The following is a 14,251-nucleotide window of genomic DNA, read 5'->3' as shown; positions in this document are numbered from 1 at the left end:
GCCGCCGGGAGGGTCAACGATGCCGCAGCGTACGGTCGTGGTCGCGTCAGGCGTCGGCCTGCACGCGCGTCCCGCCGCGCTGTTCTCGCAGGAGGCAGCGAAGGCGCCCGCCGCGGTGGTTCTGACGGCGGCGTCCGGTCGTTCGGCGAACGCCGCGAGCATTCTCGGGGTGCTCTCGCTCGGCATCGACCACGGCGAGCGCGTCACCCTGTCGAGTGAGGGCGAGGGTGCGGATGCCGCCCTCGACGCTCTCGTGGCGATGCTGCAGCGCGACCTCGACCTGGAGTAGCCGCCCCGCCATAGGCTTGGTGGCATGACCGAGTCGCGCCCCGCCACCCCCATCGATGCGATCGCGGAGGGCTGGGTCGACACCCTCGTCGACCTCGTGCCCGACGTCGCCATCTACATCGGCGTCCCGGGACGCACGGGGGAGTACGGCGACCTCTCGCCGGCCGGCCATGACGCCCTCGCCGACGCGACCCGCGCGCTCGTCACCCGGCTCGAGGCGGAGCCCCCCGTGGATGCGGTCGACGAGGTCACGAAGGCCGACCTGCTGGCCGAGGCGCGCCTCTCCCTCGAGGCGCACGAGGCGCGCCTCCACCTGCGCGATCTCAACGTGATCGCCTCGCCCGCCCAGGAGATCCGCGAGTCCTTCGACCTCATGCCGACCGCGACCGAGGGCGACTGGGCCACGATCGCCGAACGGCTCGGCAACCTCCCGGGCGCGGTCGACGGCTACCTCGCGACGCTCCGGGCGGGGATCGCGGAGGGGGTCGTCCCCGCGAAGCGTCAGGTGCGCGAGGTGGCCGAGCAGGCGCGGCGCAATGCGAGCGCCGACGGCTTCTTCCGGGATTTCGCCGCGAACGCGGCACCGGATTCCGGCGAGCTGCCCGCCGCTCTGCGCGCCGATCTGTCCCGCGGCGCGGAGCTCTCGGCCGCGGCCTACGACCGCCTCGCCGACTTCCTCGATTCCGAACTCCTGCCGGTCGCGAGCGAACGGGACGGCGTCGGCCGCGAGCTCTACGCCCTCCGTTCGCGCCACTTCCTGGGCGCCGTCGTCGACCTCGACGAGACCTACGCGTGGGGCATCGAGGAGCTCGAGCGCATGATCGACGAGCAGACCCGGGTCGCCCACGAGGTGCTGCCCGGTGCGAGCGTCGCCGAGGCCGTCGCGCATCTCGAGCAGGATGCGACACGCAAGCTGCACGGCACCGACGCGCTCAAGGCGTGGATGCAGGAGCTGAGCGACCGCGTCGTGGCCGAGCTGGGGGACAGCCACTTCGACATCCCCGAGCCGGTGCGTGCCCTCGAGTGCATGATCGCGCCCACCCAGGACGGCGGCATCTACTACACGGGGCCCTCGGACGACTTCAGCCGTCCCGGCCGGATGTGGTGGAGCGTGCCCGAAGGGGTCACCGTGTTCGACACCTGGCGCGAGAAGACCACCGTGTTCCACGAGGGCGTGCCCGGCCACCACCTGCAGATCGGCCAGGCCGTCTACAACCGTGCCCAGCTCAACACCTGGCGCCGCCAGCTGGCCGGCACGAGCGGCCACGCGGAAGGGTGGGCGCTCTACGCGGAGCGGCTCATGGAGGAGCTCGGCTACCTCGACGACCCGGCGGACCGGCTGGGGATGCTCGACGGGCAGCGGATGCGCGCGGCGCGGGTCGTGCTCGACATCGGCGTGCACCTCGGCAAGCCGAGGCCGCGCGTGCGCGGCCTCGAGAACCTCGACACGGACGGCGACTGGGATGCCGACTTCGCTCTCGAGTTCATGCGCGCGAATGTCAACATGGACGACGCCTTCGTGCGCTTCGAGGTGAACCGCTACCTCGGCTGGCCCGGTCAGGCGCCGTCCTACAAGGTGGGTCAGCGGATCTGGGAGCAGATCCGGGACGACGCCCAGCGCCGCGCCGGCGCCGCGTTCTCGTTCCGCGACTTCCACAAGCACGCCCTCGATCTCGGCGGCGTCGGGCTCGACACGCTGCGCGGCGCGCTGCTGTCGTGACCGACGTCCCGCCCCGCCCGGTCGTCATCGCGGGCGCCTCCGGATTCATGGGGGCCGCGGTCGTCGCCCACTGGCGCGCGCAGGGGCGCCCGGTCACCACTGTCGGACGCCGTGCTGGGGAGCTCGCGTGGGACGACGCGGACGGCATCCGACGCGCGCTCGACGGCGCGGCTCTGCTCGTCAACTTCGCCGGTCGCAGCGTGAACTGCCGCTACGACGCCGTGCACCGCGCCGAGATCCTCGACTCGCGCCTGCGCACGACGGGCGCCCTCGCGCGTGCGATCGCGACCGCATCCGCGCCGCCCCCGGTCTGGATCAACGCCTCCTCCGCCACCCTCTACGGCGCCGGTCATGCCGCCCCGAGCACCGAGGACTCGCCGAGCGACGGCACCGGTTTCTCGGTGGGGGTCGTCCGCGCCTGGGAGCAGGCCTTCTTCGAGCCGGAGCTGCCCGGCGTGCGTCGGGCGGCGCTCCGCACGACGATCGTGCTCGGGGATGGCGGCGCCCTCGTGCCCATGCTGAACCTCGCCCGCTGGGGCCTCGGGGGCGCCCAGTGGGACATGCCGTGGCCCGCGGGTCGCGCGCGCCGCGCCGCGGGCACGGCCTACCGCTACGGCGGCTTCCCCTTCGGGCGGCAGTGGTTCAGCTGGGTGCACCTCGACGACGTTGTCGGCGTCGTCGACGCGGTGGAGGCCGACCCGCGGCTCTCGGGGCCGATCAACCTCGGCACGCCGCACCCGGTCACCAACGCGGAGCTCATGCGCACCATCCGCCGCGCGCTCGGGATGCCGTTCGGCGTGCCTGCCCCGCGTCCCGTGCTCGAGCTCGGCGCGTGGCTCATCCGCACCGAGACGGAGCTGCTGCTCAAGAGCCGCTGGGTGCATCCGCAGCGACTGCTCGACGCCGGCTACACCTTCCGCCACCCGGAGCTGGAGCCCGCGATCCGGGCCGTCGTCGACACACGGCGTCGCACGCGTCAGGGGAGTGCGGTAGTCTAGAGCGTTGCCTTGCGCAACGTCCCTATCCGCATGCCCGCGGAGAACCCCAGAACCATCTCTCTTCGGGCTCGAGCATGTCCCTATCCGGAGCAACTACTACATGACTACCGCAACGACCGCCTCGGCCACCAAGCAGGTCGCCATCAACGACATCGGATCTGCTGAAGACTTCCTGGCCGCGGTCGAGAAGACCCTCAAGTTCTTCAACGACGGAGACCTCATCGAGGGCACCGTCGTCAAGATCGACCGCGACGAGGTCCTCCTCGACGTCGGTTACAAGACCGAGGGTGTCATCCCCTCGCGCGAGCTCTCCATCAAGCACGACGTGGACCCCACCGAGGTCGTCTCGGTCGGCGACAGCGTCGAGGCGCTCGTCCTCCAGAAGGAGGACAAGGAGGGTCGCCTCATCCTGTCCAAGAAGCGCGCCCAGTACGAGCGCGCCTGGGGCGACGTGGAGAAGATCAAGGACGCCGACGGCGTGGTGACCGGCTCGGTCATCGAGGTCGTCAAGGGCGGCCTCATCGTCGACATCGGCCTCCGCGGCTTCCTGCCGGCCTCGCTCATCGAGCTGCGCCGCGTCCGCGACCTCACCCCGTACCTGGGCCAGGAGATCGAGGCCAAGATCCTCGAGCTCGACAAGAACCGCAACAACGTCGTGCTGAGCCGCCGCGCGCTGCTCGAGCAGACCCAGTCGGAGTCGCGCTCGACCTTCCTCAACAACCTCCAGAAGGGCCAGGTCCGCAAGGGCGTCGTGTCCTCGATCGTCAACTTCGGCGCCTTCGTCGACCTGGGCGGCGTGGACGGCCTCGTGCACGTCTCCGAGCTCTCGTGGAAGCACATCGAGCACGCCTCCGAGGTCGTCGAGGTGGGCCAGGAGGTCACCGTCGAGATCCTCGAGGTCGACCTCGACCGCGAGCGCGTGTCGCTCTCGCTCAAGGCGACCCAGGAGGACCCGTGGCAGGTCTTCGCCCGCACCCACGCGATCGGCCAGATCGCACCGGGCAAGGTCACCAAGCTCGTCCCGTTCGGCGCCTTCGTGCGCGTGGCGGACGGCATCGAGGGCCTCGTGCACATCTCGGAGCTGTCGGGCAAGCACGTCGAGCTCGCCGAGCAGGTCGTGTCGGTCGGCGACGAGGTGTTCGTCAAGGTCATCGACATCGACCTCGAGCGTCGCCGCATCTCGCTGAGCCTCAAGCAGGCCAACGAGGGCATCGACCCGCACGGCACCGAGTTCGACTCGGGCCTCGCCGCCCTCTACGGCATGGTGACCGAGTACGACGAGCAGGGCAACTACAAGTACCCGGAGGGCTTCGACCCGACCTCGGGCGAGTGGCTCGAGGGCTTCGAGGCTCAGCGCGACGCCTGGGAGCAGGAGTACGCCTCCGCCCAGGCCCGTTGGGAGTCGCACAAGAAGCAGATCCTCGCGGCCGCCGAGGTCGAGGAGAGCTTCGAGGCGCGTCCCGCCGGCAACTCGTTCTCCTCGGAGAGCACCTCGGTCGGCACCCTCGCCGACGACGAGTCGCTCGCCGCACTGCGCGAGAAGCTCAGCAGCAACTCCTGAGCGCCCGCTGCCCGGCAGCGCGTTCATCCGGATGGCCGGTCCCCTCGGGGGCCGGCCATCCGGCGTCTCAGGCCGCGGATGCCGCCGCGCGCTCGCGCCGGCGGCGCCGCGCCGAACGCAGCAGCAGCACGAAACCGACGACGAGGAGCGTGAATCCCGCGAGCACGAGCAGCGGCGCGAGGAGGGCGAGTGCCACGAGCCCGAGGCTCGCGCCGTCCTCGGCGGTGCTGAGGACGGGTGCGGCCAACCCCGCCGTCGCGACGTTGGCCAGCGGGCGCACCGCCATCTTGCCGAGGTGCACGAGGAGGGCGAGCGCGATCCCGATCGCCACGGGGATCCACGCCCCCGAGGAGAAGAAGCTCTCCGGGTCGCTCACGGCGACCGTCTCGGTGCCGATCCCGCCCGCGAAGACGATGCCGCCGGATGCCGGCCGCACGATTGTCTGGATCCAGTCGTTCACCGAGTCCACCGCGGGGATCTTGTCGGCCACGACCTCGATGACGAACAGTACGCCGAGGATCACGAGCACCCACTCGTTCTCGAGCCAGGTCCAGCCGGAGGGCAGCCCGATCCAGTCGAACCGCGCGGCGAGCCCCATCGCGAGCAACGGGATGTAGGCGTTGAGTCCCGCAGCGGCCGCGAGCCCCGCACCGGTGAGCAACTCGAGCACACCGCCATGCTAGGGGGCGGGTGCACAACGCTGTAGCGCTGGGCCGTGGGCGCCAGGAATCACTGCCGCGCGCTACCTCTCGCTACAGCGTTGTGCACGGCGCCGTGCCACGATGGGGGGATGCTCGTGGCGCTCACGGGAGGCATCGCCTCCGGCAAGTCGACCGTCGCGCGACGGCTCGCCGAACTCGGGGCGATCGTCGTGGATGCGGACCGGGTGGCGCGCGAGGTCGTCGAGCCCGGCACCCCCGCACTCGCCCGCATCGCCGAGGCGTTCGGGCCCGGCGTGATCGCGGCCGACGGCACCCTCGACCGCGCGGCGCTCGGGGCGATCGTGTTCGGCGACGAGGGCGCCCGACTGCGGCTCAACGCCATCACGCATCCCGCCGTGGGCGAGCGCTCGCGCGCGCTGTTCGCGGCGGCGCTGGCCGACGATCCGGATGCCGTGGTGGTCTACGACGTCCCCCTGCTGATCGACGAGCAGGGACGCGGACGCGCGGACGAGTTCGAGCGGGTGGTCGTGGTCTCCGCCGATGAGGAGACCCGCCTCCGCCGACTGGTGGGGCTGCGCGGAATGGACGAGGCGGAGGCCCGACGCCGGATCGCCGCGCAAGCCCCCGAGGCAGCGCGCCTCGCGATCGCCGACGACATCATCGACGCGAACGGCTCGCTCGAGCACACCATCGCGCAGGTGGACGCACTGTGGCCCACCCTGCGCGGTGTCGGGGGCGCTGCCTAGGCTGGAGGCATGGAGCCCACGCGGTCGGTCCGCCCCTTCGAGGTGGTGAGCGAGTACACGCCGAGCGGCGACCAGCCGGCGGCGATCGCCGAGCTCGCGCATCGCGTGCAGGCCGGCGAGTCCGACATCGTGCTGCTCGGTGCCACGGGTACCGGCAAGTCGGCCACCACGGCCTGGCTCATCGAGCAGGTGCAGCGCCCCACGCTCGTGCTCGCCCACAACAAGACGCTCGCCGCCCAGCTGGCCAACGAGTTCCGCGAGCTCATGCCGAACAACGCCGTCGAGTACTTCGTGAGCTACTACGACTACTACCAGCCCGAGGCGTACGTGCCGCAGACCGACACCTTCATCGAGAAGGACAGCTCGGTCAACGCCGAGGTCGAGAGGTTGCGGTACTCGACCACCAACGCGCTGCTGAGCCGGCGCGACGTCGTGGTGGTCTCGACGGTGTCGTGCATCTACGGTCTCGGCGCCGCCGAGGAGTATCTGGGCGCGACGGTCGCGCTGCAGGTGGGGGAGCGCATCCCGCGTGAGCGCCTCATCCGGCGCTTCATCGACATGCAGTACGAGCGCAACGACGTGGACTTCTCGCGCGGCAAGTTCCGGGTGCGCGGCGACACGATCGAGATCATCCCCGTCTACGAGGAGCTCGCGATCCGCATCGAGATGTTCGGCGACGTGATCGAGGCGCTCTACGCGCTGCACCCGCTCACCGGCAACGTGATCCGCACCATGGACTCGATCTCCATCTTCCCGGCGACGCACTATGCGGCGAGCCCCGAGGCGATGCACCGCGCCATCCGCACCATCAAGGAGGAGCTCGCGGAGCGGCTGCCCGAGCTCGAGAAGCAGGGCAAGCTGCTCGAGGCGCAGCGCCTCCGGATGCGCACGGGCTTCGATCTCGAGATGATGGAGCAGATCGGCTTCTGCAACGGCATCGAGAACTACTCGCGGCATATCGACGGCCGGGCGCCGGGCGAGCCGCCCAACACCCTGCTCGACTACTTCCCCGACGACTTCCTCGTGGTGATCGACGAGTCGCATGTGACGGTGCCGCAGATCGGCGCGATGTACGAGGGCGACGCGAGCCGCAAGCGCACCCTCGTGGAGCACGGCTTCCGGCTCCCGAGCGCGCTCGACAACCGTCCGCTGCGCTGGGAGGAGTTCCTGGACCGCGTCGGGCAGAAGGTGTACCTCTCGGCGACCCCGGGCAAGTACGAGCTGGGGATGAGCGACGGCGTCGTCGAGCAGATCATCCGCCCCACCGGGCTCGTCGACCCGCAGATCGTGGTGAAGCCCAGCAAGGGCCAGATCGACGACCTGCTCGAGGAGATCCGCATCCGCGCCGAGCGCGACGAGCGCGTGCTCGTCACGACCCTCACCAAGAAGATGGCCGAGGAGCTCACCGACTATCTCACCGAGGCGGGCGTGCGGGTGCGCTACCTGCACGCCGATGTCGACACCCTCCGCCGCGTCGAGCTACTCACCGAGCTGCGTGCGGGCGTCTACGACGTGCTCGTTGGGATCAACCTGCTGCGTGAGGGCCTCGACCTGCCCGAGGTGTCGCTCGTGGCGATCCTCGACGCCGACAAGGAGGGCTTCCTGCGCTCCTCGACCTCGCTCATCCAGACGATCGGCCGCGCGGCCCGCAACGTCTCGGGCGAGGTGCACATGTACGCCGACAACCTCACCGACTCGATGAGGTTCGCCATCGAGGAGACCGACCGTCGCCGCGAGAAGCAGGTGGCCTACAACGTCGAGCACGGGATCGATCCGCAACCGCTGCGCAAGCGCATCGCCGACATCACGGAGGTGCTCGCCCGCGAGGAGGCCGACACGGCCAAGCTGCTCGCCGGGCGCACGGGAGGCGACGGCTCGAAGCGGACCTCGCCCACCCCGAAGCTGCGGCGCGAAGGTGTCGGGGCCTCGGGGGCCGCCGAGCTCGAATCCCTCATCTCCGACCTCAACGAGCAGATGCTGCAGGCCGCGGGCGAGCTCAAGTTCGAGCTCGCGGCGCGACTGCGCGACGAGCTCTCCGATCTCAAGAAGGAGCTCCGCAGCATGGTCGCCGCCGGGCACGTGAAATGACGATGGAACAACGTCTCAGCCTCGTGACCCTCGGGGTGCACGACCTCGCCCGAGCGCTCGCCTTCTACCGGGCGCTCGGCTGGCGGGAGAATGCCGCGCAGTCGCTCCCCGGGGAGGTCGCCTTCTTCCCGGCGGGCGGTATGGTCGTCGCGCTCTGGGATCGGGGGAAGCTCGCGGAGGACTCCGCGGTCGCCGACGGCGGCGGCTGGGGCGGCGTGACGCTCGCCCACAACGTCGAGAGTCCCGCGCTCGTCGACGCCGTGCTCGCGCAGGCGGAGGCCGCGGGCGCTCGGATCGGGCGCCCCGGTGCCGCCACCGTCTGGGGCGGCTACTCGGGTGTCTTCGTCGACCCCGATGGCCACCCCTGGGAGGTGGCCCACAACCCCGGGTGGGAGCTCGAGGCCGACGGCTCGGTGCGGCTGCCCGGCTGACACAGCCAGCCGGATGTCGGACGCCGTCCGTAGAATGGGTTCAGTGTCGATCACCCCTGTTCCCGGCAGCCAGAAGCTGAGCGTGCGGGGTGCGCGCGTGCACAACCTCAAGGACGTCGACCTCGAGATCCCGCGCGACGCCCTCGTCGTGTTCACGGGCCTCTCCGGCTCTGGCAAGTCGAGTCTCGCCTTCGACACGATCTTCGCGGAGGGCCAGCGGCGCTACGTGGAGTCGCTCTCCGCCTACGCCCGCCAGTTCCTCGGGCAGGTGGACCGTCCCGACGTCGACTTCATCGAGGGTCTGAGCCCCGCCGTCTCGATCGATCAGAAGTCCACCAACCGCAACCCGCGCTCCACAGTCGGCACGATCACCGAGATCTACGACTACATGCGTCTGCTGTGGGCCCGCATCGGCGAGCCGCATTGCCCGATCTGCGGTGAGAAGATCCAGCGCCAGACGGTGCAGCAGATCGCCGACCAGCTCATGGAGCTGCCCACGGGCACCCGCTACCAGGTGCTCGCGCCGGTGATCTCGCAGAAGAAGGGCGAGTTCGTCGACCTCTTCGCGGAGCTCTCGGCATCCGGCTACTCGCGAGCCATCGTCGACGGCGAGCTCATCCAGCTGAACGAGCCGCCGACGCTCAAGAAGCAGTACAAGCACGACATCGCCGTCGTCGTGGACCGCCTGGTGGCCGCCGACGACCTGCTCACCCGGGTGACCGACTCGGTCGAGACCGCCCTCGGCCTCACCTCGGGTGTCGTCGAGATCGACTTCGTCGACGAGGAGGCCGGCTCCCGAACGCGGCGCCGCACCTTCAGCGAGAAGCTCTCGTGCCCCAACGGCCACCCGATCCAGCTCACCGAGATCGAACCGCGCACCTTCTCGTTCAACGCGCCCTTCGGCGCCTGCCCGGAGTGCTCGGGGCTCGGCACGAAGATGGCGGTCGACACCGAGCTCGTCGTCGGCGACCCGGAGCTCAGTCTCAACGAGGGCGTCATCCTGCCCTGGAACCAGGGCGGCAAGGGGCTCTACAGCTACTTCCAGCGCCTGCTCGAGGGCCTGGCCCGCGACCTCGACTTCTCGCTCGACACCCCTTGGGGCGAGCTTCCGGACGAGGTGCGCACCGCGATCCTGCACGGCAACGACTTCGAGGTGGTCGTGCAGTGGCGCAACCGTTTCGGCCGCACCATGAAGTACTCGACAGGCTTCGAGGGCGTCATGCCGTACATCGAGCGCAAGTACCACGAGGCCGAGAGCGACTGGTCCCAGCAGCGCTACGGCGAGTACCTGCGCGAGGTGCCGTGCCCCGTGTGCGACGGCAAGCGCCTCAAGCCCGAGGTGCTCGCGGTGCAGGTCGCGGGGGAGAGCATCTCGGCGGTGTCCGAGCTCAGCCTCGTCGACGCCCACGCGTTCATGGATCGGCTTCAGCTGAGCGAGCGGGAGGCGCGCATCGCCGCCCAGGTGCTGCGCGAGATCCGGCTGCGTCTCGAGTTCCTGCTCGAGGTGGGGCTCGGCTACCTCACGATGGCCCGCGCCGCCGCGACCCTTTCCGGCGGCGAGGCGCAACGCATCCGACTGGCCACCCAGATCGGCTCCGGCCTCACGGGCGTGCTGTACGTGCTCGACGAGCCGAGCATCGGCCTGCACCAGCGCGACAACCGGCGCCTCATCGACACCCTCGTCAAGCTGCGCGACCTCGGCAACACCCTCATCGTGGTCGAGCACGACGAGGACACCATCCGCACCGCCGACTGGATCGTCGACATCGGACCGGGTGCGGGGGAGCACGGCGGCCGGGTGGTGCACTCGGGGGGCTACGCGGCCCTCCTCGACAACCACGGATCCCTGACGGGCGACTACCTCGCCGGCCGTCGCGCGATCGCGATGCCCGCGAAGCGCCGGCCCATCGACCGCTCCCGGCAGGTGACCGTCGAGGGCGCGCAGGCCAACAACCTGCAGAACGTCACGGTGAGCTTCCCGCTCGGCGCCTTCGTGGCCGTCACGGGAGTCTCCGGCTCCGGCAAGTCGAGTCTCGTCAACGACATCCTCTACAAGGTGCTCGCCAACCAGCTCAACGGCGCCCGCCAGGTGCCCGGCAAGCACAAGCGCGTCACCGGCCTCGAGCACCTCGACAAGGTCGTGCACGTGGACCAGGCGCCGATCGGCCGCACGCCGCGCTCGAACCCGGCCACCTACACGGGCGTCTTCGACCGCATCCGCACGCTGTTCTCCGAGACGATCGAGGCGAAGGCCCGTGGCTACCAGCCGGGGCGGTTCAGCTTCAACGTCAAGGGCGGACGCTGCGAGAACTGCTCGGGCGACGGCACGATCAAGATCGAGATGAACTTCCTGCCGGATGTGTACGTCGTGTGCGAGGTGTGTCATGGCGCGCGCTACAACCGCGACACCCTCCAGGTGCACTACAAGGGCAAGAACATCGCCGAAGTGCTCGACATGCCGATCTCGGAGGCCGCGGAGTTCTTCGAGCCGATCACGGCGATCCACCGCTACCTCAAGACCCTCGTCGACGTGGGCCTGGGTTACGTGCGGCTCGGGCAGAGCGCCACGACCCTCTCCGGGGGAGAGGCGCAGCGCGTGAAGCTCGCGACCGAGCTGCAGAAACGGTCCAACGGCCGCAGCATCTACTTGCTCGACGAGCCGACGACGGGACTGCACTTCGAGGATGTGCGCAAGCTGCTCGAGGTGCTGGGCGGGCTCGTCGACAAGGGCAACTCGGTCATCGTCATCGAGCACAACCTCGACGTCATCAAGAGCGCCGACTGGATCGTCGACCTCGGTCCCGAGGGCGGCTCCGGCGGCGGGCAGGTGATCGCCACCGGGACCCCCGAGCAGCTCGCCCGGAACTCCGCGAGCCACACCGGCACCTTCCTCGCCGAGCTGCTGGACTCGGAGGCGGCGGGCCGAGGGCGCCGGAAGGCGGGCTGAGCAGATGACGCCGTCCCCGCGGGCGGACGTGCTGCCGTGGCGACCGAAGGCGGGCGAGATCCCGGCGGCACCCGGTGTCTACCGCTTCTCGGATGCCTCTGGCCGCATCCTCTACGTCGGCAAGGCCGTCAACCTGCGCCAACGGCTCGCCAACTACTTCCAGCCGCTCCGGAGCCTGCACGAGCGCACGCGTCATATGGTGCTCGCGGCATCCAAGGTGGAGTGGACCGTCGTCGGCTCGGACGTCGAGGCGCTGCAGCTGGAATACACCTGGATCAAGGAGTTCGCGCCGCCCTACAACGTCAAGTTCCGCGACGACAAGACCTACCCGTACCTCGTCGTGACGCTGGGTGACGAGGCGCCGCGCGTCATGGTGTCGCGCAACCGCCGCATCCCGGGAGCGCGCTACTTCGGTCCGTATCCGAAGGTGTGGGCCGTGCGCGAGACGATCGACCTGATGATCAAGGCCTTCCCGATCCGCACCTGCTCGGACTCGAGCTACAGGCGGGCCATGCAGACGGGCCGCTCGTGCTTCCCGGGGCAGATCGGGCGCTGCGGCGGACCGTGCTCGCACAAGGTGACGATCGAGGAGCACCGCGAGATCGTCGAGCAGTTCGTCGCCTTCATGGCGAGCCACGACCGGCGCGTCATCACCCTCCTGCAACGCGAGATGAAGGACGCCTCCGACGCCTTCGAGTACGAGCGGGCCGCGAAGATCCGCGATCGGATCCAGGCGCTCGAGAACGTGCTCGAGAAGAGCGCGGTCGTGCTCCCGGAGAACACGGAGGTCGACGTGTTCGGCATCGAGGAGGACGAGCTCGCCGCGGCGGTGCAGCAGTTCGTGGTGCGCGGCGGCCGCGTGCGCGGCGTGCGCAGCTGGGTCGTCGACAAGGAGCTCGACATCGCTGCGGGCGAGCTCGTGGAGTCGGTGCTCGAGACCGCCTACGAGAACGAGCCGCCGCCGCGCGAGATCGTGGTGCCCGTGCTCCCCGACGACGCACCCGCGCTCGAGCTCTGGCTCGCCGAACGCCGCGGGCGCGGCAAGGTCTCGCTCAAGACCGCTCAGCGGGGCGACAAGGCGGCCGTGCTGCAGACGGCGACCCTGAACGCGAAGCAGGCCCTCGCGCTCTACAAGACCCGGCGCACGGCCGACTACGTGGCGCGCACCCAGGCGCTCACCGAGCTGCAGGATGCGCTCGGGCTCGACGAGGCGCCGCTGCGGATGGAGTGCTACGACGTGTCGCACCTCGGCGGCACGAACGTCGTGGCGTCGATGGTGGTCTTCGAGGACGGGCTGCCGAAGAAGAGCGCGTACCGCAAGTTCGCGGTGGCCGGCACGGTCGACGACACCGAGTCGCTCGCCCAGGTGCTGCGACGCCGGCTGGCCCGGCTCGACGAGGACGAGCGCACCGAGGAGGGCGAGGGCGACGGCACCCGCCCGCGTCGGCGCTTCGCCTACCGTCCGGGGCTCATCATCGTCGACGGCGGTCAACCGCAGGTGCAGGCGGCAGCGCGCACCCTGGAGGAGCTCGGCATCCACGATCTGCCGGTCGTCGGGATCGCGAAGCGCCTCGAGGAGGTCTGGCTCCCCGACGACGAGTTCCCCGTCATCCTGCCGCGGGGGAGCGAGGCCCTGTTCCTGCTGCAGCGCATCCGCGACGAGGCTCACCGCTTCGCGATCACCTTCCAGCGCCAGAAGCGGCGCGCCGACATCGGCACCGTGCTCTCCGAGATCCCCGGACTCGGTCCCACGCGTTCGAAGGAGCTGCTTCGGCACTTCGGTTCCGTCGCGCGCCTGAGGGCGGCGGACGTCGAGGCCATCGCCGAGGTGAAGGGCATCGGGCCCCAGCTCGCCGAGACGATCGTCGCTAGGCTGGCGTCGAGCCCCGCGGGCGGCGGGCGACAGGAAGACGAGGCATGACCGAGGGCAGCGACGGGCGCGAGATGCTGATCGTGACCGGCATGTCGGGGGCGGGCCGCTCGACGGTCGCGAACGCCCTCGAGGATCTCGGCTGGTACGTGGTCGACAACCTGCCTCCGCAGATGCTGCGCCCGCTCGTCGACCTCGGCGCGCACACGGGTGAGGCGATCCCGCGCATCGCGGCGGTCGTCGACGTGCGCGGCGGGCGGATGTTCGCCGACGCGCAGGAGCTCGTCGCCGAGCTGCGCGAATCGGATCGCGCGCGCGTCGTGTTCCTCGACGCGACCGATGCCGCCCTCGTGCGGCGGTTCGAGCAGGTGCGGCGACCGCATCCGCTGCAGGGCGACGGGACGCTCCTCGACGGCATCCTGGCGGAGCGCGCCCGGATGGCCGGGCTGCGGGAGCACAGCGATCTCGTGCTGGACACCTCCGAGCTCAACATCCATCAGCTCGCGACCCGGATCGGGGAGCTGTTCGGCGAGGACTCCGCACCGAGTCTGCGGCTCACCCTCATGAGCTTCGGCTTCAAGTACGGCCTGCCCGCGGATGCCGACATGGTCGCCGACATCCGCTTCCTGCCGAACCCGTACTGGGTGCCGGAGCTCGCCCCGCAGAGCGGCCTCGACGACGCCGTGCGGTCGTATGTGCTCGGGCAGCCGGGGGCGGAGGAGTTCATCGCCCACTACGTCGCGGCGCTGGCCGCGGTCACCGAAGGGTACCGACGCGAGAACAAGCGTCACGCTACGATCGCCGTAGGGTGTACAGGCGGCAAGCATCGCTCCGTCGCGATCGCCGAAGAGATGGCGAGTCGCCTCCGAGCGCTCCCCGGGGTCTCCGTCACCGTGCGGCATCGCGACCTGGGGCGCGAGTGAACGATCACCGGCCGCCG

The 14,251-nt window shown here is 70.2% G+C and carries 11 protein-coding genes; 10 read left to right on the top strand and 1 reads right to left on the bottom strand.

Annotation, left to right across the window (positions count from 1 at the left end; genetic code table 11):
• The first annotated feature begins 19 nt into the window (after positions 1 to 19).
• The 4 genes from FLP23_RS08780 (at position 20) to rpsA (ending at position 4,567) form a co-directional block, all read left to right on the top strand.
• Positions 20 to 289 (top strand): HPr family phosphocarrier protein, encoded by a 270-nt coding sequence (locus tag FLP23_RS08780; RefSeq protein WP_149325510.1) that lies wholly within the window; start codon positions 20 to 22, stop codon positions 287 to 289.
• Between the two features lie 24 nt (positions 290 to 313).
• Positions 314 to 2,008, top strand: coding sequence for a DUF885 domain-containing protein (locus tag FLP23_RS08775; RefSeq protein ID WP_149325509.1), 1,695 nt, complete (start codon positions 314 to 316; stop codon positions 2,006 to 2,008).
• Positions 2,005 to 3,006, top strand: a complete 1,002-nt coding sequence (locus tag FLP23_RS08770; RefSeq protein ID WP_149325508.1) for an epimerase — start codon at positions 2,005 to 2,007, stop codon at positions 3,004 to 3,006. The genes FLP23_RS08775 and FLP23_RS08770 overlap by 4 nt, the downstream gene beginning before the upstream one ends.
• A 100-nt stretch (positions 3,007 to 3,106) precedes the next feature.
• Entirely contained in the window at positions 3,107 to 4,567 is a 1,461-nt protein-coding gene (rpsA, locus tag FLP23_RS08765; RefSeq protein ID WP_149325507.1) for a 30S ribosomal protein S1, read from the top strand.
• A gap of 67 nt (positions 4,568 to 4,634) precedes the next feature.
• Here rpsA and FLP23_RS08760 read toward each other — a convergent pair whose 3' ends face one another.
• Entirely contained in the window at positions 4,635 to 5,237 is a 603-nt protein-coding gene (locus FLP23_RS08760) for a DUF4126 domain-containing protein (protein WP_149325506.1), read from the bottom strand.
• A 120-nt stretch (positions 5,238 to 5,357) separates the two neighbouring features.
• Between FLP23_RS08760 and coaE the strand changes: the two genes are divergently transcribed.
• From coaE to rapZ, 6 genes are read left to right on the top strand one after another with little or no spacing between them, the layout of a single operon-like run.
• Positions 5,358 to 5,975 (top strand): dephospho-CoA kinase, encoded by a 618-nt coding sequence (coaE, locus tag FLP23_RS08755; protein ID WP_149325505.1) that lies wholly within the window; start codon positions 5,358 to 5,360, stop codon positions 5,973 to 5,975.
• A gap of 9 nt (positions 5,976 to 5,984) precedes the next feature.
• Entirely contained in the window at positions 5,985 to 8,063 is a 2,079-nt protein-coding gene (uvrB, locus tag FLP23_RS08750; RefSeq protein ID WP_149325504.1) for an excinuclease ABC subunit UvrB, read from the top strand.
• 2 nt (positions 8,064 to 8,065) lie between these two features.
• Positions 8,066 to 8,494: a VOC family protein gene (locus tag FLP23_RS08745; RefSeq protein ID WP_149325503.1), complete on the top strand. Its 429-nt coding sequence runs from the start codon at positions 8,066 to 8,068 to the stop codon at positions 8,492 to 8,494.
• A gap of 34 nt (positions 8,495 to 8,528) precedes the next feature.
• Positions 8,529 to 11,441, top strand: a complete 2,913-nt coding sequence (gene uvrA / locus FLP23_RS08740) for an excinuclease ABC subunit UvrA (protein ID WP_210414034.1) — start codon at positions 8,529 to 8,531, stop codon at positions 11,439 to 11,441.
• A 4-nt stretch (positions 11,442 to 11,445) separates the two neighbouring features.
• Positions 11,446 to 13,362: an excinuclease ABC subunit UvrC gene (gene uvrC, locus FLP23_RS08735; protein WP_149325501.1), complete on the top strand. Its 1,917-nt coding sequence runs from the start codon at positions 11,446 to 11,448 to the stop codon at positions 13,360 to 13,362.
• Entirely contained in the window at positions 13,359 to 14,234 is an 876-nt protein-coding gene (gene rapZ, locus FLP23_RS08730; protein ID WP_149325500.1) for an RNase adapter RapZ, read from the top strand. Before uvrC ends, rapZ begins: the two co-directional genes overlap by 4 nt.
• Positions 14,235 to 14,251 lie beyond the last annotated feature (17 nt).

The sequence above is a fragment of the Protaetiibacter larvae genome (assembly GCF_008365275.1).
Lineage (GTDB): Bacteria > Actinomycetota > Actinomycetes > Actinomycetales > Microbacteriaceae > Homoserinibacter > Homoserinibacter larvae.
This window is presented reverse-complemented; position numbering and strand designations above follow the sequence as displayed.

Bases quoted from the DNA above. Each gene is read 5' to 3' on its own strand.
- uvrB (WP_149325504.1), top strand. From the start codon at position 5,985: ATGGAGCCCACGCGGTCGGTCCGCCCCTTCGAGGTGGTGAGCGAGTAC.
- uvrC (WP_149325501.1), top strand. From the start codon at position 11,446: ATGACGCCGTCCCCGCGGGCGGACGTGCTGCCGTGGCGACCGAAGGCG.
- coaE (WP_149325505.1), top strand. From the start codon at position 5,358: ATGCTCGTGGCGCTCACGGGAGGCATCGCCTCCGGCAAGTCGACCGTC.
- rapZ (WP_149325500.1), top strand. From the start codon at position 13,359: ATGACCGAGGGCAGCGACGGGCGCGAGATGCTGATCGTGACCGGCATG.
- FLP23_RS08780 (WP_149325510.1), top strand. From the start codon at position 20: ATGCCGCAGCGTACGGTCGTGGTCGCGTCAGGCGTCGGCCTGCACGCG.
- FLP23_RS08745 (WP_149325503.1), top strand. From the start codon at position 8,066: ATGGAACAACGTCTCAGCCTCGTGACCCTCGGGGTGCACGACCTCGCC.
- FLP23_RS08775 (WP_149325509.1), top strand. From the start codon at position 314: ATGACCGAGTCGCGCCCCGCCACCCCCATCGATGCGATCGCGGAGGGC.
- uvrA (WP_210414034.1), top strand. From the start codon at position 8,529: ATGGGTTCAGTGTCGATCACCCCTGTTCCCGGCAGCCAGAAGCTGAGC.
- rpsA (WP_149325507.1), top strand. From the start codon at position 3,107: ATGACTACCGCAACGACCGCCTCGGCCACCAAGCAGGTCGCCATCAAC.